This window comes from Marisediminicola sp. LYQ85 (assembly GCF_046600695.1).
In the GTDB taxonomy this organism is placed as follows: domain Bacteria; phylum Actinomycetota; class Actinomycetes; order Actinomycetales; family Microbacteriaceae; genus Marisediminicola.
In genome coordinates this window covers 1,014,336-1,035,325 of sequence record NZ_JBKIWO010000001.1, presented here as the reverse complement: position 1 = coordinate 1,035,325, position 20,990 = coordinate 1,014,336, and the positions used below count along the sequence as shown (strand labels likewise).

The 20,990-nt window shown below is 67.9% G+C and carries 17 protein-coding genes; 10 read left to right on the top strand and 7 right to left on the bottom strand.

The genetic code is table 11. The annotated features are described in order from the left end of the window. Positions 1-2 precede the first annotated feature (2 nt). The 5 genes from lipA to ACLHG5_RS04810 form a co-directional block, all read right to left on the bottom strand. Complete coding sequence (lipA, locus tag ACLHG5_RS04830; protein ID WP_411317999.1) at positions 3-989, bottom strand: lipoyl synthase; 987 nt, start codon at positions 987-989, stop codon at positions 3-5. Continuing rightward, positions 986-1,612, bottom strand: a complete 627-nt coding sequence (gene lipB / locus ACLHG5_RS04825; RefSeq protein ID WP_411317998.1) for a lipoyl(octanoyl) transferase LipB — start codon at positions 1,610-1,612, stop codon at positions 986-988. The genes lipA and lipB overlap by 4 nt, the downstream gene beginning before the upstream one ends. A 108-nt stretch (positions 1,613-1,720) precedes the next feature. Beyond that, the gene (gene sucB / locus ACLHG5_RS04820) at positions 1,721-3,289 is read right to left on the bottom strand and encodes a 2-oxoglutarate dehydrogenase, E2 component, dihydrolipoamide succinyltransferase (RefSeq protein WP_411315337.1); all 1,569 of its coding nucleotides are present in this window, start codon (positions 3,287-3,289) and stop codon (positions 1,721-1,723) included. A gap of 58 nt (positions 3,290-3,347) precedes the next feature. Continuing rightward, positions 3,348-4,721, bottom strand: a complete 1,374-nt coding sequence (gene lpdA / locus ACLHG5_RS04815; protein ID WP_411317997.1) for a dihydrolipoyl dehydrogenase — start codon at positions 4,719-4,721, stop codon at positions 3,348-3,350. 93 nt (positions 4,722-4,814) lie between these two features. Next, a complete protein-coding gene (locus ACLHG5_RS04810) occupies positions 4,815-6,338 on the bottom strand; it encodes a leucyl aminopeptidase (RefSeq protein WP_411317996.1) in 1,524 nt (507 codons plus the stop codon). 117 nt (positions 6,339-6,455) lie between these two features. Between ACLHG5_RS04810 and ACLHG5_RS04805 the strand changes: the two genes are divergently transcribed. From ACLHG5_RS04805 to alr, 7 genes are all read left to right on the top strand, one after another. Then, the gene (locus ACLHG5_RS04805; RefSeq protein ID WP_411315340.1) at positions 6,456-7,382 is read left to right on the top strand and encodes a proteasome assembly chaperone family protein; all 927 of its coding nucleotides are present in this window, start codon (positions 6,456-6,458) and stop codon (positions 7,380-7,382) included. After that, positions 7,379-8,701, top strand: a complete 1,323-nt coding sequence (locus ACLHG5_RS04800; RefSeq protein WP_411315341.1) for an MFS transporter — start codon at positions 7,379-7,381, stop codon at positions 8,699-8,701. Before ACLHG5_RS04805 ends, ACLHG5_RS04800 begins: the two co-directional genes overlap by 4 nt. 238 nt (positions 8,702-8,939) lie before the next feature. Then, positions 8,940-10,343, top strand: a complete 1,404-nt coding sequence (locus tag ACLHG5_RS04795) for an RNA polymerase sigma factor (RefSeq protein WP_411317995.1) — start codon at positions 8,940-8,942, stop codon at positions 10,341-10,343. Further along, complete coding sequence (locus ACLHG5_RS04790) at positions 10,336-11,637, top strand: MurT ligase domain-containing protein (RefSeq protein ID WP_411315343.1); 1,302 nt, start codon at positions 10,336-10,338, stop codon at positions 11,635-11,637. The genes ACLHG5_RS04795 and ACLHG5_RS04790 overlap by 8 nt, the downstream gene beginning before the upstream one ends. Then, a complete protein-coding gene (locus ACLHG5_RS04785; protein WP_411315344.1) occupies positions 11,634-12,368 on the top strand; it encodes a type 1 glutamine amidotransferase in 735 nt (244 codons plus the stop codon). The genes ACLHG5_RS04790 and ACLHG5_RS04785 overlap by 4 nt, the downstream gene beginning before the upstream one ends. Before the next feature lie 7 nt (positions 12,369-12,375). After that, positions 12,376-13,080 carry an alanine racemase C-terminal domain-containing protein gene (locus tag ACLHG5_RS04780; RefSeq protein WP_411317994.1) on the top strand — a complete coding sequence of 235 codons (705 nt, stop codon included), beginning with the start codon at positions 12,376-12,378 and terminating at the stop codon, positions 13,078-13,080. Beyond that, a complete protein-coding gene (gene alr, locus ACLHG5_RS04775) occupies positions 13,077-14,141 on the top strand; it encodes an alanine racemase (RefSeq protein ID WP_411315346.1) in 1,065 nt (354 codons plus the stop codon). The genes ACLHG5_RS04780 and alr overlap by 4 nt, the downstream gene beginning before the upstream one ends. A gap of 113 nt (positions 14,142-14,254) precedes the next feature. Here alr and ACLHG5_RS04770 read toward each other — a convergent pair whose 3' ends face one another. Continuing rightward, complete coding sequence (locus tag ACLHG5_RS04770; protein ID WP_411315347.1) at positions 14,255-14,479, bottom strand: hypothetical protein; 225 nt, start codon at positions 14,477-14,479, stop codon at positions 14,255-14,257. A 230-nt stretch (positions 14,480-14,709) separates the two neighbouring features. On the opposite strand from ACLHG5_RS04770, the gene ACLHG5_RS04765 reads away from it, so the two are divergent. Then, complete coding sequence (locus ACLHG5_RS04765) at positions 14,710-16,788, top strand: type IIA DNA topoisomerase subunit B (RefSeq protein WP_411315348.1); 2,079 nt, start codon at positions 14,710-14,712, stop codon at positions 16,786-16,788. Next, positions 16,781-17,329, top strand: a complete 549-nt coding sequence (locus ACLHG5_RS04760) for a hypothetical protein (protein ID WP_411317993.1) — start codon at positions 16,781-16,783, stop codon at positions 17,327-17,329. Before ACLHG5_RS04765 ends, ACLHG5_RS04760 begins: the two co-directional genes overlap by 8 nt. A gap of 27 nt (positions 17,330-17,356) precedes the next feature. On the opposite strand, the gene ACLHG5_RS04755 is transcribed toward ACLHG5_RS04760, so the two are convergent. After that, entirely contained in the window at positions 17,357-19,819 is a 2,463-nt protein-coding gene (locus ACLHG5_RS04755) for a DNA topoisomerase (ATP-hydrolyzing) subunit A (protein WP_411317992.1), read from the bottom strand. A gap of 12 nt (positions 19,820-19,831) precedes the next feature. Here ACLHG5_RS04755 and ACLHG5_RS04750 point away from each other — a divergent pair, with 12 nt between their 5' ends. Beyond that, entirely contained in the window at positions 19,832-20,974 is a 1,143-nt protein-coding gene (locus tag ACLHG5_RS04750) for an alkaline phosphatase family protein (protein ID WP_411317991.1), read from the top strand. The last annotated feature ends 16 nt before the right edge of the window (positions 20,975-20,990 follow it).

Sequence of the window (20,990 nt, the reverse complement as noted above, 5' to 3'; positions counted from 1 at the left end):
AGTCACACGGCTTGAGCGAATCCGAGCCCCGCGTCGGCGAGGGGTCGCAGGTTCTCGGGGATGTCCCGCCCCTTCGCCACCATCGACTGAGCCCAGAGTCGGCCGGCCCGGTAGCTCGATCGCACGAGAGGACCGGCGAGCACCCCGAGGAATCCGATCTCCTCGGCCTCCGCTTTGATCTCCACGAACTCCTCGGGGCGCACCCACCGCGCGACCGGGAGATGTCGTGGGGTCGGGCGCAGGTACTGCGTCACCGTGATGATGTCGGTTCCCGCCTCGTGCAGGTCACGGAGCGCCTGGGTCACCTCTTCGCGCGTCTCACCCATTCCGAGGATGAGGTTCGACTTCGTGATGAGCCCCGCGTCTCTCGCGAGAGTGAGCACTCCGAGCGACCTGCCGTACTCGAACGCGGGCCGGATGCGTCGGAAGATGCGCGGCACCGTCTCGACGTTGTGGGCGAACACCTCGGGCCGCGATTCGAAGACGACCGCGAGCAGATCGGGGTTGCCCGAGAAGTCGGTCGCGAGGATCTCGACTCCCGTTCCGGGGTTCTCGGCATGAATGCGACGCACCGTCTCAGCGTGCAACCAGGCCCCCTCGTCGGGGAGGTCGTCTCGTGCGACCCCCGTGACGGTCGCGTACCTCAGGTTCATCGCGCGCACCGACTCGGCGACCCGACGCGGCTCGTCGGTGTCGTAGTCCGCGGGCTTGCCCGTGTCGATCTGGCAGAAGTCGCAGCGTCGCGTGCACTGCGAACCGCCGATGAGGAATGTCGCCTCGCGGTCCTCCCAGCACTCGAAGATGTTGGGGCACGCGGCCTCCTGGCACACCGTGTGGAGGCTCTCATCCTTCACAAGCGCCTGCAGCTGCAGGTACTCCGGGCCCATGCGGGCCTTCGTCTTGATCCACTCGGGCTTGCGCTCGATCGGTGTCTCGGCGTTGCGCACCTCGAGTCGGAGGAGTTTGCGGCCGTCGGAATGGTGGGTCATCGGGCTACCTCGAATAGTCGGGAGAATCGGTGGGAGATGAGGGGAACGAGGTCGGTCGGGGTCACCGTGCGCCCGAGTTCGCGCGAGATGCTCGTGACACCGGCGTCGGCGAGTCCGCACGCGACGATCCGGTCGTACGCCTCGAACGTGTTCGAACAGTTGAGGCTGAATCCGTGCATGGTCACGCCCTCGGAGACCCGGATGCCGATCGCCGCGATCTTGTCGCGACCTCGCAGCCAGACACCCGAGCGCCCGTCGACGCGATCGCCCGCGACGCCGAGCTCGGCGAGGACCTCGATGAGCACACCCTCGAGTCGGCGCACGTAGGCCACGACGTCGAGAGGGTCGGGGAGGCGGAGGATCGGGTATCCGACGAGTTGCCCCGGTCCGTGCCAGGTGATCTTGCCGCCCCGGTCGACATCGATCACGGGTGTCCCGTCGGCGGGGCGCTCCGAGTCGAGCGTGCGCTTGCCCGCCGTGTAGACCGCCGGGTGCTCGAGGAGCAGGACGGTGTCAGGCGCCCGCCCCGAGGCGACATCGGCGTGAATAGTCCGCTGCAGCGTGAGAGCGTCGAGATACGGCACGGAGTTGGCGCTTAGCCCCGTGACGACGATGTCGACCACACTCCGATTCTAGACGGAGTACAGAAATCCGCCCGCCGCTGGGGAAGCGGCGGGCGGATTCAGACGAGATGTCCAGCGATCTCGCGTCGAGGCTCACCCCGACGACGGTCAGACGCCGAGGTTGCCCTCGAAGTCGCCGGCCTCGAGGCGGTTCTTGACCGCGACGAGGAACCGGGCGGCGTCGGCGCCGTCGACGATGCGGTGGTCGTAGGAGAGCGCGAGGTAGACCATCGAGCGGATCGCAATGGCGTCGGTGCCGTCCTGGCTCACGACCACGGCCTTCTTCGCGACGATTCCCGTGCCGAGGATCGCCGATTGCGGCAGGAACACGATGGGGGTGTCGAACAGTGCGCCGCGCGATCCCGTGTTCGTGAGCGTGAATGTGCCCCCCGCGAGCTCGTCGGGCTTGAGCTTGTTGTCGCGCGTGCGGGTTGCGAGGTCTGCGATCTGCTGGGCGAACTCGGCGAGGCTCAACGACGACGCGTCGCGGATGACCGGAGTGAGAAGGCCGCGCTCGGTGTCGACCGCGATGCTCAGGTTCTCGTGGGGCGGGTAGACGATCGAGCCGTCTTCGATGGTCGCATTGATGACCGGGAACGCTTTGAGCGCTTCTGACGCGGCGAGGGCGAAGAAGGGGAGGAACGAGAGCTTGACGCCCGCCTTCTCTTGGAACGAGCCCTTCACGCGGTCGCGGAACGCCGCGACCTTCGTGACATCGACCTCGACGACCGAGGTGAGCTGCGCGGAGGCGCCCATCGAGGCGACGGCACGCTCGGCGATGACTTTGCGCAACCGCGACATCGGCACGGTGGTGCCGCGCAGGGGTGAGGTCTCGAGCGGGGCTGCGGACGCTGCGGCGGGAGCTGCCGTAGGCGCCTCGGCCGGGGTCGACGCTGCGACGACGTCTTCTTTGCGGATGCGGCCACCGACGCCGGTTCCCGAGACCGACGCGAGGTCGACACCGAGTTCGTTCGCGAGCTTGCGCACGAGGGGAGTGACGTACCCGGCGTTCGATCCCGCGGGCGTCGCGGGTGCGGGCGCTGCCGGCGCCGGCGCGGCGGGCTGGGCTGCCGGGGCGGAGGCCGCAGGCGCGTCCTCTGCCGACGTTCCCGGGGTGGCCGGAGCGGGCGACGACGACGCGACGGGCTGAGCAGTCACGGGCTCCGCTGCGGCGGCCGGGGCGGGTGCCGGCTCATCCTTCTGCGCGGGTGCGGGGTCGGCTGCCTCGGCGGGAGCGGGGGCACTGTTGTCCTCCGACGAAGCGGGCGCGGCTTCGGCGTCGGTCGAGGGGACCTCGTCGACGGGAGCGTCGTCGGTCGACACGGCGGGGTCGTCGCTCGACGAACCCTCCTGCGCCTCGACGGGTGCGGAGTCGTTCGACTCGGCCTCAGGCTCGGCCTCGGCCGGAGCATCCGCTGCGGGAGCGTCGCCACCGCCGGAACCGTCACCAATGCGCACGAGAGGGGTTCCCACCTCGACGGTCTCGTCCTCGGCGACGAGGATCTCCTCGACGACACCCGCGACGGGCGACGGGATCTCGGTGTCGACCTTGTCGGTCGAGACCTCGAGGAGCGGTTCGTCTACCTCGACGGTGTCCCCGACGTTCTTCAGCCAGCGGGTGACCGTGCCCTCGGTGACACTCTCTCCGAGTGCCGGGAGGTTGACGGATTCGCTCATGGGTGGTGCTCCTTAGACAGATTGTTCAGTCAGCTTAGTTCGGCGGGTGCCGGATCGATCAGATGGCGTGGAGCGGCTTGCCCGCGAGAGCGAGGAAGGCCTCGCCCAGCGCCTCGTCTTGCGTGGGGTGCGCGTGCACGAGCGGCGCGATGTCCTCGGGGTAGGCCTCCCAGTTGACCGCGAGCTGTGCTTCACCGATGAGCTCGCCGACGCGATCGCCGATCATGTGCACGCCGACGACGGGGCCGTCGTTGACACGCACGACCTTGACCGATCCGGCGGTGCCGATGATGTGGCTCTTGCCGTTGCCTGCGAGGTTGTAGTCGTAGGTGCTGACCTTGTCGTCGCCGAACTTCTCTTTCGCCTTCGCCTCGCTGTAGCCGACCGACGCGACCTCGGGGTGCGAGTAGGTGACCTTCGGCACATTGACGTCGTCGATGACGACGGGCTTGAGGCCCGCGATCTCCTCGGCGACGAAGATGCCGTGCTGGAAGCCGCGGTGCGCGAGCTGGAGACCCGGCACGATGTCTCCGACGGCGTAGACACCGGGGATGTTGGTGGCGAGGCGCTCGTCGGTGATGACGAAACCGCGGTCCATCGTCACGCCGACCTCGTCGTACCCGAGCCCCGTCGTCGACGGTCCGCGTCCGACCGCGACGAGGAGGATGTCCGCCTCGATGGTCTTGCCGTCTTCGAGCGTCACGACGACGCCCTGGTCGTTCTGCTCGACGCCCTGGAAACGCACACCGAGCGAGAACTCGATTCCCCGCTTGCGGTATGCGCGCTCGAACTGCTTGCTGATCGACTCGTCTTCGTTGGGCACGAGGTGGGGGAGCGCCTCGATGATCGACACGTCGGCCCCGAACGACTTCCAGACGCTCGCGAACTCGACACCGATGACCCCGCCGCCGAGGATCGCGACCTTCTTGGGGATGAAGTCGAGCTCGAGAGCCTGCTCGGAGGTGATGACCCGTCCACCGATCTCGAGGCCGGGGAGCGAGCGCGAGTACGAACCCGAGGCGAGGACGATGTTCTTGCCCGTGATGGTGCGGTCACCGACCTGCACCGTCGTGGGGGAGGTGAGCTTTCCCTCGCCCTCGATGACGGTGATGCCGCGCTGCTTGATGAGGCCCGTGAGTCCCTTGAACTTGCTCGTGACGATGTCCTCGCGGTACTTCGTGACCGCGGCGATGTCGACTCCCTGGAAGTCGGCGTTCACGCCGTACTTCGCAGACTCGCGCGTGACGTCGGCGACCTCGCCGGAGTGCAGGAGCGCTTTCGTCGGAATGCACCCGACGTGGAGGCAGGTCCCGCCGAGCTTGTTCTTCTCGATGAGTCCCACCGTCATGCCGAGCTGGGTGGCGCGGAGCGCGGCTGCGTATCCGCCGCTTCCCGCTCCGAGGATGACAATGTCGAAATCGTTCTCGGACATTCGGCGGCTCCTTGTATTCACGACTCGTGCGGAGGCCTGCTCGCCTTCTGGGCTGCAGGCCGGGGCTGTTCTTTCAGGCCAACAAAAACCCTACTACCCTCGCGAAAACTCCCCTGCCAGTTCGATGAGTGCGCGCACGGTCGCGCCCGTCGGCCCCTTGCCGATGAAGCCGTAACCCGCACCCGCGTTGCTCGCCGCTCCCGCGATGTCGATGTGGGCCCAGGGAACACCCGAACCGCCCTCCGGAGTGGGTGCCGGCGCGAACTCGCGCAGGAACGCCGCCGCGAGCAGCATTCCTCCCGCGGTGTTCCCGATCTTCGCGTTGGCGATGTCGGCCACGTCGGAGTCGAGGAGAGGCCGGAGCTCCTCGGGGATCGGCATCGCCCACATCGTCTCGTCGACTCGCTCTCCCGCGGCGACGACGCGGCCCACGAGGTCGGAATCGCCCATGACGGGGATCGTGCGGTTTCCCATCGCGACGATTGCCGCACCCGTGAGGGTCGCGATATCGATGACGGCGTCTGGCTGCTCCTCGAGCGCCGCGACGAGACCGTCGGCGAGCACGAGTCGACCCTCGGCGTCGGTGTTGAGCACCTCGACGGTCTTGCCGCCACGGATGCGGAGCACATCGTTCGGACGGATCGCCGAGCCGGACGGCATGTTCTCGGCGAGGCACAGCCACGCCGTGAGGCGCACGGGAAGAGCGAGCTCGGCGGCCGCGACGATGACGGCGAGGGCGGTCGCCGCTCCCGTCATGTCGTATTTCATCCCGACCATCGATGCCGCGGGCTTGAGCGACAGTCCGCCCGAGTCGAACGTGATGCCCTTGCCGACGAGGGCGAGGTGCGCCGGTGCGAGGTCGGGGGAGTAGCTCACCTTGACGAGACGGGGCCCACGCGTCGACCCCTGGCCGACCCCGAGGATCCCTCCGAACCCGCCCGCGGCGAGGTCGGCTTCGTCGAGCACCTCGACGGTGAGCGGCAGGTCGGTCGCGAGCCGCCGCGCCTCGTCGGCGAACGAGTCGGGAAAGAGGTCTGACGGCGGCATGTTGACGAGATCCCGAACCGTGTGGACCGCGGTCGCGATGGTCGCGGCGCGGTCGACGGCCTCGTCGGGGACGGGAACGGTCGCGTGGACCGCGAAACCCGACGCGGCGGGCACGGCCTGGGCGACGTCATCCGGGGCGCCCTCGGGGTCGGAGGAGACGGGCGCCGACTTGTAGACCGTGTACGCGTACGCGCCGACGGCGAGGCCCTCGAGCACCGCCTCCGCGTCGACGACCGAGGAGACCGGGAGCGCGACCGCGACACTCGCGGCACCGCGGACGTGGCGGCCGACGACACCGGCCGCGTAGCGGAGGGAGTGCGTGTCGACGGTCCGGCCGAGGCCGACGAGCGCGATCGAACCGATCGTGTCGATCGTCGAGGGCACACGCCGGAACTCGTCGCGCGAGCCCCGGAACGCGATGCCCTCGAGTGACTCCGCGAGGCGGTCGAGACCGGCGGGGGAGTCGACGATGCGCGGGCCGTCGTCGGTGTGCAGCACGCCGAGAACGAGCACGTCTGCGGGGGTTTCGAGGGGGGAACGGTCGGTCGCGCTGAGCGCAGGCACAGTCATGCGGCCATGCTATCCGCGCCACCCGGGCACTCGGCGCGGCGTCGTGTTCGCTGTCGGCACCACGTCGCCGGGCGCCGATCGAGGGGCGGCGAATGTCGTCGGCCGTAGAATCGACGGATGCGAGATCCTGCTGGTTTGTATGACCTGACCCCCGATGACACCGACATCCCCGAGGGTCTTCCCCTCGTCGCGGGCCTCACCGGATTCGCCGACGCCGGTTCGGCCGTGACCCAGTTGAGCGAGTACCTGCTCGACACCCTCGACCACCGGATCGTCGCGACGTTCGACACCGATGCTCTGCTCGACTACCGCGCCCGACGCCCCACGATGTACTTCGACCAGGACCACCTCACCGACTACGAACCTGCGACCCTCGCCCTCTACATCGCGACAGACGAGATCGGACAGCAGTTCCTCCTGCTCACGGGCTTCGAACCGGATTTCCAGTGGGAGCGGTTCACGGCATCCGTTCTGCAGCTCATCGACCGGTTCAAGGTCAAGACCACGACGTGGGTGCACTCGATCCCGATGCCGGTGCCGCACACACGGCCGATCGGCGTGACCGTGAGCGGAAACCGAACCGAACTCATCGACTCGATGTCGGTGTGGCGCCCGCACACGCAAGTGCCGTCGAACGCACTGCACCTCGTGGAATACCGTCTGCAGAAGCTCGACCACCCTCTTGCGGGATTCGTTCTGCTCGTGCCCCACTACCTCGCCGACACCGAGCACCCGGATGCCGCCGTGAAAGCCCTCGAAAGCATCAGCGCCGCGACCGGACTGCTGTTCCCGACCGACCGACTGCGTGAGGAGGGCCGCGACTTCGTGGCCAAGATCGACGCCCAGGTCGAGACGAACGTCGAACTCGCGCGGCTCGTCGGAACGCTCGAAGAGCGCCACGACTCCTACATGGAGGGCAACCCGCTTCGGTCGCCTCTGACGGATGAAGACGGCGAGCTGCCGTCCGCAGACGAGATCGCCGCCGAGCTCGAGAACTTCCTCGCGATCCGCCGGACGGGCGAGGACGACCAGCAGGGGTCGTGAATTCGCGGCGGTCCTGGTTCGTCTGGGGCATCGCCGTCTCGGCGTACATCGTCGCCGTCTTCCAGCGCACGTCGCTCGGAGTAGCGGGAGTCGATGCCGCCGAGCGGTTCGGCGTCTCGGCGTCGGTGCTGTCGACGCTCGCGGTCGTTCAGCTCGTGGTCTATGCCGCCCTCCAGGTGCCGGTGGGAGTGATCCTCGATCGGCTCGGAGCGCGGTTCCTCATCATCAGCGGCGCCGTGTTCATGGCGGCCGGTCAAGCGACGCTCGCTTTCGCTCCTGACATCGGTTTCGCGATCCTCGGGCGGGTTCTCGTCGGCGCCGGCGATGCGCTCACCTTCATCTCGGTCATCCGATTGCTCTCCGGGTGGTTCGAGGGCAGGATCCTGCCCCAGGTGTCCCAGTGGACCGGCAACATCGGGCAGCTCGGGCAGGTGCTTTCGGCCGTCCCGCTCTCCGCCCTTCTCGTGTCGGCGGGGTGGGAGCCGAGTTTCGTCGCGGCGGCGTCTCTGTCGTTGCTCGCCGGCATCCTCGTCGTCGTCGTCGTCAGGAACGCGCCACCCGGAACGCCTCGCGACGAGAACCCCGTGCGCTCCTGGCGGGAATCGATGTCGGTGTTGCGTGCGGCCCTCGCGCGCCCGGGAACACAGTTGGGCTTCTGGTCGCACTTCGTGACGCAGTCACCGGGAACCATGCTCGTGCTGCTGTGGGGCTTCCCGATGCTCACGGCGGGTCTCGGATACGACCGCGCTGCGGCATCGGCACTGCTCACGCTCTTCGTCGCCGCGGGTGTCGTGTCGGGCCCGATCATCGGAATCCTCACGGCACGGTTTCCGCTGCGCCGATCCAACCTCGTCCTCGCGATCGTCGTGGGAATCGGAATCGCGTGGACGGCGACCCTCGCGTGGCCGGGCCAACCGCCGCTCTGGCTCATCGTCGTTCTCTTCATCACCCTCGGGGTGGGCGGACCGGGTTCCCTCATCGGATTCGACTTCGCGCGCACCTTCAACCCCATGCGGAGCCTCGGGTCCGCGAACGGAGTGGTGAACGTCGGCGGCTTCACGGCGAGCTTCATCATGATGTTCCTCGTCGGCGTCGTTCTCGACGCGCTCGGCTCGGCGTCCGGGGGCGAACCCGTCTTCACGTGGGAGGCCTTCCGCGTCGCCTTCCTCGTGCAGTACCTCGTCATCGGGACCGGGCTCGTCTTCGTGATCCGGGTTCGCCGCCGCACCCGCCGACAGCTCCACGAGGACGAGGGCATCGAGGTGGCACCTCTGTGGGTCGTCGTCGCACGGAGGTGGAGACGCAAGAGCGAGGAATGACTCCGTCGACGACGTGGACTGTGGACGAAATGTCAAGGGAGCGCAGCAAAGCGTGCAATAATTGTCTTCAAGACCCGTTCTCGTTTGCGGGGCGCACCGGCCGATAGGTCGAGTCGTCGTCCGAAACTTGACATGGGTCTTAGCTCTGCCCGAATTCGGCCGACACCCTCGACTGACTCGCTCTCCGGGTGCATGGCACCCGCACTGACGGCACCGAATCGAAATGAAAGGTATCCGAATGGCTACCCGAACCAAGACCGCCGATCCCACCACCGAGACCGCCGCGACGTCTGACGCGGCCGAGACCGTCGACGTCGCCGCTCCGAAGAAGACGGCAGCCGCGAAGACGGCAGCCGCGAAGACGGCAGCCGCGAAGACGCCGGCAGCCAAGGCTCCCGCGGCGAAGAAGCCCGCCGTGAAGAAGGCTCCCGCGGCCAAGGCTCCCACCAAGGCCGCCGCTGCCAAGGCTGCGGCGAGCGACACCGACACCGAAGCGGCACCCGCGAAAGCATCCGCCAAGCGAGCCACGAAGGCCAAGGCGGCGACGGACGCCGACGAGACCACCGAGCCCGAGGTCGACGCCCCGAAAGACGACATCGAGTCGGATGACGACGACACGAAGAAGAAGGCGGCGGATGTTCCCGAGGAGCTGCCCGCCGGCGCACTCGTGCTCTCGCTCGTCGACGACGACGACGACGTTCCCGTCTACTCCTCCGCGATCACGGGGGCGACCGCCGACCCGGTCAAGGACTACCTGAAGCAGATCGGAAAGGTCGCTCTGCTCAACGCAGCCGAAGAGGTCGAGCTCGCGATGCGCATCGAGGCCGGTCTGTTCGCGGAAGACAAACTCTCCGGAATGAGCGAGACCGAGCAGCGCACCTCCGCCGGTCGCGAGCTGCTGTGGGTCGCGCGCGACGGCCAGCGGGCCAAGAGCCACCTGCTCGGAGCGAACCTCCGCCTCGTCGTCTCCCTCGCCAAGCGCTACACGGGTCGAGGTATGCAGTTCCTCGACCTGATCCAAGAGGGGAACCTGGGTCTCATCCGTGCCGTCGAGAAGTTCGACTACACCAAGGGATTCAAGTTCTCGACCTATGCCACGTGGTGGATCCGTCAGGCGATCACTCGTGCGATGGCCGACCAGGCCCGCACCATCCGCATCCCCGTCCACATGGTCGAGGTCATCAACAAGCTCGCCCGCGTCCAGCGGCAGATGCTCCAGGACCTCGGACGCGAACCCACACCCGAGGAGCTCAGCCGCGAGCTCGACATGACGCCCGAGAAGGTCGTCGAGGTTCAGAAGTACGGGCGCGAGCCGATCTCGCTCCACACCCCGCTCGGCGAAGACGGCGACAGCGAATTCGGTGACCTCATCGAGGACACCGAGGCTGTCGTCCCCGCCGACGCCGTGGGCTTCACGATGCTCCAGAAGCAGCTCGAATCGCTTCTCGACTCGCTCTCCGAGCGCGAAGCGGGCGTCATCCGGATGCGCTTCGGTCTCGGCGACGGAATGCCCAAGACGCTCGACCAGATCGGCGACACCTTCGGTGTCACGCGCGAGCGCATCCGCCAGATCGAGTCGAAGACGATGGCGAAGCTCCGCCACCCGTCGCGTTCGCAGTCGCTGCGGGACTACCTTGAGTAGACGCTCGGGGCTCGGCTATGTCGTGCCGATGCTCGTCGGCAAGTCGCTGCGCGTGGCTGGCAAGCTCCGCGGCGGCGGCTCGGCGTTTCCCGGGTGGGCGACGCTCAAGCTCGCACCGCGCTTTCTCGAAGACGCCACATCGCAGCTCAAGCACGGAGTCGTCTTCGTGCTCGGGTCGAATGGCAAGTCGACGACGACCCACATGCTCACCGAGGTGCTCCGCGCGCACGGTGTCTCGGTGTTCACCAACCCGTCGGGGGCGAACCTCCCCCAGGGGATCGCGTCGTCACTTCTGAGCGAAGCGAATCTCACGGGCCGTATCGACGCCGACATCGCGGTGCTCGAGGTCGACGAGGCCTACGCCCTCGAGCTCGCGGGCATCCTGCGACCCACGACCGTTCTCGCTCTCAACACCCAGGTCGACCAGCTCTACCGGTTCTTCGAGACCGAGCGCGTCGCCGACATGATGCTCGACACCCTCGAGCGCGCGACCGAACACATCGTGTCCAATCGTGACGATCCGTATCTGAGCAAGATCGACCGCCGGTTCGCGGATGCCTCCACCCAGGTCTACCCCGACATCACCTACTTCGGGGTCGCCCCCGCCGTCGTCGAGAAGTCACCACACGGGCTCGTGAACGCCCAGGACTTCCGAGACGGCGGTGACGACGCCGTGCGCGAAGCTCGGGCCGAGGTCGTCGCGACGAGCAGCACGGGCGCGACCGTCTCGATCGACGGCGACGATGTCGATGTCGTGCTGCCCGCGAAGGGTCTCCACTACGCGATCGACGCCGCGGCGGCCATGGCGACCGCCGCCGTGATCCTGCAATCGGGATTCGACGGGGCGTCGGCAGCCCGCGCGTTCGCTGCCATGAAGCCCGCCTACGGTCGCGGAGAGTTGCTCGCTTTCGGAGACGAGAGCGTCGAGTTCGTCATGTTCAAGAACGCGGCGAGCCTCCAGCTCAACCTCGACGCCATCGAGAGCCCACCGGAACAGGTTCTGCTCGCGATCGACGAGGGCACCCCCGATATCTCGTGGATCTACGACATCGACTTCTCCGGCCTCGACCACGTCGATGTGATCACGGGCGCGAAAGCCTGGCAGATCGCGCTGTGCCTCGGTCACCAGGGGGTGCCGATCGGCCGTGTCGAACCCGATCTGAAGACGGCCATCGACCTCATGAGGGAGATGCCCAAACCGTCGAGCGGCATGAAGACGTGGATCGTCAACTACGAACAGATGATGCTCGCACGCAAGCACATCGGTTTCGCAGAACTGGAGAACCAACGATGACCGACGCGACCATCCTTCAGCTCTATCCCGAAGAACTGGGTGTCGCGGGAGATCGCGGGAACGTGCTCGCGCTCGCCTCCCGTCTGCGCGCGGCGGGCCTGAGTCCGACCGTCGTCGAGCACCGCCGCGGCGACACACTCGTCGACTCGGCCGACGCGGTCGTCATCGGCAACGGGCCGATCTCGGCGATGCGCACGATCCTCGACGACCTCACGGTCAACGGCGCACGGCTCGTCGAGTGGGCTCGTGCGGGCGTTCCCGTGTTCGCCTACGGATCGGGCGCCGAACTCCTCTCCGAGGGGATCGACCTCCTCGACGGCTCGACGATCGAGGGGTTGGGACTCTTCCCCTTCCGCGCCCGCCGCGTCTCGACCCGCTCCGTGGGTTACGTGATCACGCAGACCGACAGCGGCCGGGTCGTCGGGTTCGAAGACAACGCCTCGGTGTGGGTCCTCGACAATGACGCGAAGCCTCTCGGGCGCATCGAGGCCGGCGACGGAAACGGTGACGGGCGCGAGGGCGCCGTCGCGGGGGAGTCGTTCGCGACGCAGATCGGGGGCCCCGTGCTTCCCCTCAACCCCGACCTCACCGATCGCCTCGTCGCCGCGGTGGCCCGGCGCGTCGGGGGGGACTTCACCCCGTCTACGGTCGAGGGCGAGCTCGAGGGGTACGCGACGCGTGCCCGCGAGGTCATCACGCGCAACGTCGCTCACCACTTCTCGCGGATCTGAGCCGTCCGTGGCACTCGAGTCGCCGGTGAGCTCCCGAGAAGCCCGCATCGATCTCGGTGCCGCCCGTCGCAACATCCGCGCGCTCGTCTCCGATGACGCGGATGTCGCGGTCGACGTCACGGGTGATGGTTACGGTCACGGCGCGCTCCGAATCGGCCGTGTCGCTCTCGAGGAGGGCGCGCGGGTCGCGGTGCGCGACGTGCGAGAACGGGAGCGGCTCACCGCGGCCGGTCTCGATTCCGACGTGGGCATCGCCGATGACCGGGCGCGAGAGCTCGCCTCGCGCGTCTACGGACTCGGGTGGGGGGACGCCGTGATGCGTTGCACGGCCCAGGTGCTCGCCTACAAGACGGTCGCGGCGGGTGAGGGCGTGAGCTACGGGTACACGTGGCGGGCACCCGTCGACACGACGCTCGCGTTCGTTCCGCTCGGGTACGCCGACGGCATCCACCGCGGGGCGAGCAACGTCGGGCGTGTCTGGCTCGAGGGGCGAGTGCGACTGATCGCGGGTCGAGTGGCCATGGATGCGCACATGCTCGACCTCGGGGAACCGCTCGAGTCCCGGCCCCCCGCGGGTACCCTCCGCGCTGTCGTCTTCGGGGAGGCCGGGCATGGACACGCTTCCGCCCACGAGTGGGCCGAATCCATCGGGGCGTCACCGCTCGAGGTCACGTCGCGCATCGGAACACGAGTGCAGCGGGTGTGGTCGTGAGCGCCGTCGCCACCATCGACCTCGATGCTCTCGAGCGCAACATCGCCCTCGCGACTTCGACGATCGCGCCCGCCGACCTCATGATGATGGTGAAGGCGAACGCGTACGGTCACGGTCTCGGCCCTGTCGCGGCCGCGGCGGCGAGCAGCGGGGTTCCGTGGCTCGGTGTTCTCGACCGCACCTCCGCGTTGACCGTGCGATCGATGTCGGCTCTCGACGACACGCGGCTCTTCACATGGCTGTTCGACTACGACGAGGACTTCGGCGACCTCATCGAGAACCGTGTCGACCTCGGCATCTCGCACGTTCGCCAGCTCGACCGCATCGCGGCGGCCGCCGCGTCGCAGCCCGCACGCGTGCACCTCAAGATCGACACTGGACTGCACCGGTCCGGAGCGTCCGAAGCCGACTGGCCGTCGGTCGTGGCGCGCGCGGTCGAACTCCACAGCCTCGGACTCGTCGACTTCGTCGGGGTCTGGACGCACATCGGTGAGGCTTCCGACGACGACGACACCGCCGCCATGCGCAACTTCGACCGCGCGCTCGAGGTCGTCTCCGACCTCGGCGGGGCTCCGAGCGTCCGCCACCTCGCGGCGAGTGCCGCCGGATTCGCGCGCACCGACTCGCGCTACGACGCCGTGCGCGTCGGGGCGTTCACCTACGGCATCGCCCCGGGCGGGGGAGTGACTCCCCAGTCCCTCGGGCTCACCCCGGTCATGACGCTCACGAGCGAGGTCGTCGGAGTGCGCCACCATGGGGCCGCGTCGATCGCGACGGTCGCCGCGGGGTTCGTCGACGGCGTGCTCGGCGACGCCGCCGACCGCGTGGACGTCTCGGTCGCCGGGGCGCGCCACCGCCTCATCGGCCCCGTGCGGGCGACCGAGGTCGACGTCGACGTCACGGGCTCCGACGTGCGTGTCGGCGACGACGCGGTGCTCTTCGGGTCTGCGTCGGACGGCGCACCGACGCTCCAGGAGTGGGCTGACGCGATGGGCACCATCGGAGAAGAGATCGTCGTGCGGTTGAGCCCCGACCTCGAGCGCCACTACCGACGAGCCTGAATCGACGACAGCCCCGGAACGACGAAACGCCCGCCCCGCGGCACCGGTGTGCAGCGGACGCGGGCGTCACATCGTGTCGAGACCGGAGTCTCGCGCGACGGACCGGACGGGTGTCAGGCGTCGGCGGTGAGCTTGTCGGACTCGTCGTGCCACTCGAGGGCGCTCGCCGACAGCTTGTCTTTGAACTTCGTGCCGTGGTGCGCGCAGAAGAACAACTGACCCGTCGCCATGGTGACGCGGATGTACGCTTGCGCGCCGCAGCTGTCGCAGCGGTCGGCAGCGGAGAGTTCGTGACGCTGTTCGAGTTCGACCGTGGAATTCGGTGTGCTCTGGGACATTCGGGTTCCTCCAAACTCGAAGCGAAGGTGGTGCGGCACTAGTCAAACACGCTCAACCTGTTCGCACGCTCATTCGGCGCCTGTTTCGCTAGGCGCGTACGGAAGCGCTTCTGCGGAGGGGTGTCGATGGCCGGGGCGGCCTGTCGTGCTCGTTAGTGTTGAACGCGGTCGCATGAAGCCTCCCCTCGCAGCGGGGAGTGGGCGACCCCGTTTGACGTCGAGGAGAACCCGTGGCCGAATCCGCCTATTCCGCACGACACCTGTCGGTGCTCGAGGGGCTCGAAGCGGTGCGCAAGCGTCCCGGGATGTACGTCGGCTCGACCGACTCCCGCGGTCTCATGCACTGCCTGTGGGAGATCATCGACAACTCGGTCGACGAGGCCCTCGGGGGGCACGGATCGTCCATCAGCGTGATCCTCCACGCCGACGACAGCGTCGAAGTGCGTGACACCGCTCGCGGTATCCCCGTCGACATCGAGCCCAAGACCGGTTTGAGCGGTGTCGAGGTCGTGTTCACCAAACTGCACGCGGGCGGGAAGTTCGGGAGCGGATCGTATGCCGCATCCGGTGGCCTGCACGGTGTCGGCGCATCGGTCGTGAACGCCCTCTCCGAGCGACTCGATGTCGAGGTCGACCGCGGCGGCAAGACCTGGGCGATGTCCTTCCACCGCGGCGAACCGGGAACCTTCGCCGACGACGGCGAGAAGACGCCCGACGCACCGTTCACGCCCTTCGTGTCGGGCAGCGAGCTCACCGTCGTCGGCAAGGTCGCGAAGGGCGTCACGGGCACCCGCATCCGCTACTGGGCCGACAGGCAGATCTTCACCAGGGGGTCCGCGTTCCAGACCGACGAGCTTCTCGCCCGGGCACGCCAGACGGCGTTCCTCGTTCCCGGACTCGGGATCGACATCGTCGATGAGCGCGGCGCCGAGCCCACCCACGAGTCCTTCCGCTTCGACGGCGGGATCTCCGAGTTCGTCGCCCACCTGTCGACGGATGCGCCGGTCACCGACACGTGGCGGATCCAGGGGCAGGGGACCTTCACCGAGACGGTGCCCGTGCTGCAGCCGACGGGGGCGATGGTCGCGACCGAGCTCGAGCGCGAGTGCGTCGTCGACATCGCCCTGCGGTGGGGGACGGGCTACGAGACGGCCTTCAAGTCGTTCGTCAACATCATCGCGACACCGAAGGGGGGAACGCACCAGGCCGGATTCGAGGCCGGGCTCATGAAGTTCATGCGCGCCCAGGTGGAAGCCAACGCACGACGCCTCAAAGCCGGCAACGACAAGATCGAGAAAGACGACATCCTCGCGGGCCTCACCGCGGTCTTGACCGTGCGTGTGCCCGAGCCGCAGTTCGAGGGTCAGACCAAGGAGATCCTCGGCACCCCCGGGGTGAGGGCGATCGTCGCCTCCGTCGTGCAGAAGGCCCTCGCCGAGAGATTCTCCTCATCGAAGCGCGATGACAAGGCTCAGACGGCTCTCGTGCTCGACAAGATCGTCGCCGAGATGAAGTCCCGCATCAGTGCTCGAGCGCACAAGGAGACGCAGCGACGCAAGAACGCTCTCGAGAGCTCCTCGCTCCCCGCGAAACTCGTCGACTGCCGCTCGAACGACGTCGCCAACAGCGAGCTCTTCATCGTCGAGGGAGACTCGGCGCTCGGAACAGCCAAGCTCGCGCGAGACAGCGAGTATCAAGCTCTGCTTCCCATTCGAGGCAAGATCCTGAACGTGCAGAAGGCGTCGGTCTCCGACATGCTCTCGAATGCGGAGTGCGCGTCGATCATCCAGGTCATCGGTGCCGGCTCCGGCCGGAGCTTCGATCTCTCGGCCGCGCGCTACGGCAAGATCATCATCATGAGCGACGCGGATGTCGACGGTGCTCATATCCGCACCCTGCTGCTCACCCTCTTCTTCCGCTACATGCCCGAGATCATCAGGGAGGGGCGCGTGTATGCCGCGGTGCCTCCGTTGCATCGCGTCGTCGTCATGAACCCCGGCTCCAAGCCCAACGAGACCATCTACACCTACTCCGAGGCCGAGCTCGGGGCCGTGCTCGCCCGATTGAAGAAGTCGAACAAGCGCTATCAGGACCCCATCCAGCGGTACAAGGGCCTCGGCGAGATGGATGCCGACCAACTCGCGAACACGACGATGGACCGTCGCGGCCGCACGCTGCGCCGCGTGAACGTCGCCGACGCCGAGATGTCGGCCAACGTCTTCGAGTTGCTCATGGGCAACGACGTCGCCCCCCGCAAGGAGTTCATCATCGACGGAGCCGGACTGAGCCGCGAGCGCATCGATGTCTGACGCGCCCCGCCACCTCCCGCCCGCGGCTTTCGACATCACGGCCGTGCGGCGTGCCGCCGACGATGTCCCCTCGCCGCGTCGGGCCGGTGCCCGCGCTTTCGGAGCGTTCCTCGTGCTCGCGGTGGTCGCGATCGCCGCCGTGGTGGCCGCGGCGATCACAGGTGGCGGTGCAGACATCCTCGTTCTCATCGCTCTCGGGGTCGTCTCGATCGCCGTACTCTTCGCGCTCGTCGTCGTCATCCCGACCCGCATCGCCCGGACGCGGCAGGAGAACGCGCTCGATCGCGCGGCCGAAACCCTCGCCGCGTCGGCACGCGACCTCGTGGAGCACATGGCCTCGCTCGGATACCGCGTCGCCGAATCGACGGCCCTCGCGTGGGTCAGTTCGCCCGAATCGACCACGACCGTTCCGCTCGTGCACGACTCGGTCATCGCCGCCCGCTGGTGGCGACCCGAGCAGGGTGACGACAGGGTGTTCGTCGAGCCCTACTTGCGAGCGGCCGCGGGCGACTCGAGTCTGCCCGCGCTGCCGCCGATCTAGCTCACGACCGGAGGTCGGGTCGGCCGCTCAGTCGGAGATGGCCGATCCGATGAGGTCGACGACACCGTCGAGCGGCGTTCCCGAGGCGTCGCGCTTCGCTCCCGTCGCGGGGAGGGCGCGAACGCCCCCGTCGGCCGCACTCGCGAGTGCGGGTGCCGGCCCAGCCCACGCGACGACGAGACCCGTCTCACCGCGGAGGAACGAGTGGGCTCGCACCCCGCCTGTCGCCCTGCCCTTGGCCGGAAACTCGTCGAGAGCGGAGACCTTGGCGCGACCGGGGTCGGTTCCCGCGATGGTGTCGGCCGTGCGCGACACCGTGGCCACGACGACATCCGCCGCCGGGTCGACGGCGCCGAAGAAGATCGCACTCGCCGTCGACGGGATGCTCATTCCCGCCATTCCGCCCGCCGACGCCCCCTGCGGGCGCACGAGGGCCGCGGGAAAGCGCAGCAGCTGTGCGGCGTCCGTGACGAAGACGAGCTGGTGGTCGTCGGGAGCGGGGGAGGCACCGACGACTTCGTCGCCGGGCTTGAGCGCGATGACCTCGATCTCGGGGCGGTTAGAGAGCGTCGTGGGCACGAACCTCTTGACGGTGCCCGACCGTGTTCCGAGGGCGACGGGGGCGTCGTCGTCGAGGGAGACGAGGGCGACGACGCGCTCGGTCTTGTCGGTGAGCCCGACGTAGTCGCGGATCTTGGCACCGGCACCGAGCTGCACGGAATTCTCGGGCACGTTGGGGAGGTCCACGGGAGTGACGCGCAACAGGCGGCCCCGGTTGGTGATGACACCGATCTCCGACCGGCTCGTGGTGAGAACGACCGAGCGGATCGAATCGTGCTTCGAGCGCCGACGCGGCGGCGGAACCGTGTCGGCACCGTCCGGGGTGTCGACCCGCACGGCACGCCCCGTCGTCGACAGGTAGACGCGGCACGGAGTGTCGGCGATCTCGAGGACGGGCGCGTTCTTGCGGCTGCTCGTCGTCGCGATCGACGGCGCCGCCTCGGTCAGGAGCGTGCGACGCGGGGTTCCGAACTTCTCGGCGACCTCCTCGAGTTCGTCGGAGACGACCTGCCGCACCCTCGCCGGGTCGGCGAGGATCGCCTCGAGCTCGGCGATCTCCTCTCGCAGTCGATCACGCTCGCCCTCGAGCTCGATGCGGCTGAACTTCGTGAGGCGGCGGAGTCGCAACTCGAGGATGTATTCGGCCTGAACCGTGCTGAGGTCGAACACGTCCATGAGGCGCCCGCGCGCCTCGTCGCTGTCGTCGCTCGTGCGCACCACTTGGATGACCTCGTCGATGTCGAGGATCGCCACGAGGAGACCCTCGACGAGGTGCAGCCGTTCCCGCCGACGCGCGAGCCGGAACCGGCTGCGACGGGTGACGACCGACAATCGGTGTTCGACGTAGACCTGCAGGAGCTCGACGAGTCCGAGCGTTCTCGGCCCACCGTCGACGAGCGCGACGTTGTTGATGTTGAAGCTGTCTTCGAGCGGCGTGAAGCGGTAGAGCTGCTGGAGCACGGCATCGGGGCTGAAACCGGTCTTGATCCCGATGATGAGGCGGAGGCCGTGTTTGCGGTCGGTGAGGTCGATGACGTCGGAGATGCCGCTGAGCTTCTTCGACGTCACCCCGTCTTTGATCTTCTCGATCACGCGCTCCGGGCCGACGAGATAGGGGAGCTCGGTGACGACGATCCCCATCTTGCGCGGCGAGATGCTCTCGATCGACGATTTGGCTCGCGTCTTGAACGCCCCGCGACCCGTCGCATACGCGTCCTTGATGCCCGCGAGCCCGCTGATCGTCCCGCCCGTCGGGAGGTCTGGGCCGGGAACGAAAGCCATGATCTCCTCGAGAGTCGCCCGAGGGTTCTCGAGCAGGTGGCGCGCGGCGCCGACAACCTCGATGAGGTTGTGCGGCGCCATGTTCGTCGCCATTCCCACGGCGATTCCGCTCGCCCCGTTGACGAGGAGGTTCGGGAACGCCGCGGGTAACACCTCGGGCTGCATGAGCTGGCTGTCGTAGTTGGGGATGAAGTCGACGACGTCCTCGTCGAGATCCTCGGTCATCGCGAGCGCTGCCGCCTCGAGTCGCGCCTCCGTGTAGCGGGCGGCGGCGGGACCGTCGTCGAGCGAGCCGAAGTTTCCGTGGCCGTCGATGAGGGGCACGCGCATGATGAACGACTGGGTCAGCCGAACCATCGCGTCGTAGATCGACGCGTCCCCGTGAGGATGCAGCTTGCCCATGACCTCGCCCACGACTCGCGCCGACTTGACGTGACCGCGGTCCGACCTCAGCCCCATCTCGGTCATCTGGTAGAGGATGCGGCGCTGCACGGGCTTGAGGCCGTCGCGCGCGTCGGGGAGCGCCCGGGAGTAGATCACCGAGTAGGCGTACTCGAGGAAGGAGCCCTGCATCTCATCGGAGACATCGACGTCTTCGATGCGCTCCGTCGGCTCGTTTTCGGGCGCGGTGTCAGTAGGTGTAGTCATAGGATTGCGACCATGTTACCGGCCACCAAATCGGATCGGCCGAGCCTGGCCGACGTGTTTCCGAGTTGCTTCGGTGCGGTCGCCGCCTCGTCGAACACCCTCGGTCTCGCTCCGGTCGACTCGGCGATCGTCGTGCTCGTCGACGGTCTCGGTGCCGTACCTCTCGCCGAGCGCGCCGGCCACGCGCGAACCCTCTCCGAGCGCCTCTCGAAAGCCTCGACGATGAGCGCGGGCTTTCCGACGACGACGGCCTCGTCGCTCGCGACACTCACCACGGGAACGGCGCCCGGGGAGCACGGACTCGTCGGATACTCGGTGCTCGACTCCGACAACGACAGGGTCGTCAACCAACTGACCGGATGGGACGCCGACCTCGATCCGGCGACCTGGCAACGCTCACCGACCATGTTCGAGCGAGCGAGCGAGTTCGACGCCTCGGCGTTCGTCGTCGCCCCCGAGAAGTTCCGCAGCTCCGGCTTCACGCGAGCGGTTCTGCGTGGAGCGGACTATCGGTCCGGGGCATCCATCGAAGACCGTTTCGACGAGGCGCTCGCGATCTCCGCCGCGGTCGAACGCTCCGTGGTCTACCTCTACATTGCGGAACTCGATGCCGTCGGCCACGCGCGCGGCTCCGCATCCGACGCGTGGATCGCCACGCTCGAGCGCATCGACGCGGCCGTCCGGGATGCCGATTCGCGCCTCGGTCGGCAGACGGGGATGCTCGTCACGGCCGACCACGGTGTCATCGACACCCCCGAGCACGCGCACATCCTCTTCGACGAGAGCTCCGAGCTCGTCGACGCCATCCGCTGGGTGGCGGGGGAACCGAGGTGCCTGCAATTGCACTTCGACCCCGAGGCGTCGGACGCCGAGCGGGAGCGCACGATCGCGGCCTGGCGAGAGCACGAGTCCGCCCGATCGTGGGTTCTCACGCGCGACGAAGCGGTTGCCGCGGGATGGTTCGGTGCCCGCGTCGATCCCGAGGTTCTGCCGCGCATCGGCGACCTCATCGTCGCCGCCCGCAAGAACGTGGCCTATTACGACTCGCGCCCGAAGAATCAGAGCGCCCGCGGGATGATCGGCCAGCACGGTTCACTCAGTCGCGACGAGACCGCGATCCCGCTGCTGCGCTTCGGCGCGTTCGCTGCAGCCTGAGCGAGCGGCACACTCG

Coding starts and splice junctions, on each gene's coding strand:
- lipA (WP_411317999.1), bottom strand. CDS start 989: ATGACCCACCATTCCGACGGCCGCAAACTCCTCCGACTCGAGGTGCGC.
- sucB (WP_411315337.1), bottom strand. CDS start 3,289: ATGAGCGAATCCGTCAACCTCCCGGCACTCGGAGAGAGTGTCACCGAG.
- lpdA (WP_411317997.1), bottom strand. CDS start 4,721: ATGTCCGAGAACGATTTCGACATTGTCATCCTCGGAGCGGGAAGCGGC.
- ACLHG5_RS04810 (WP_411317996.1), bottom strand. CDS start 6,338: ATGACTGTGCCTGCGCTCAGCGCGACCGACCGTTCCCCCCTCGAAACC.
- ACLHG5_RS04805 (WP_411315340.1), top strand. CDS start 6,456: ATGCGAGATCCTGCTGGTTTGTATGACCTGACCCCCGATGACACCGAC.
- ACLHG5_RS04795 (WP_411317995.1), top strand. CDS start 8,940: ATGGCTACCCGAACCAAGACCGCCGATCCCACCACCGAGACCGCCGCG.
- ACLHG5_RS04785 (WP_411315344.1), top strand. CDS start 11,634: ATGACCGACGCGACCATCCTTCAGCTCTATCCCGAAGAACTGGGTGTC.
- ACLHG5_RS04770 (WP_411315347.1), bottom strand. CDS start 14,479: ATGTCCCAGAGCACACCGAATTCCACGGTCGAACTCGAACAGCGTCAC.
- ACLHG5_RS04760 (WP_411317993.1), top strand. CDS start 16,781: ATGTCTGACGCGCCCCGCCACCTCCCGCCCGCGGCTTTCGACATCACG.
- ACLHG5_RS04755 (WP_411317992.1), bottom strand. CDS start 19,819: ATGACTACACCTACTGACACCGCGCCCGAAAACGAGCCGACGGAGCGC.
- ACLHG5_RS04750 (WP_411317991.1), top strand. CDS start 19,832: ATGTTACCGGCCACCAAATCGGATCGGCCGAGCCTGGCCGACGTGTTT.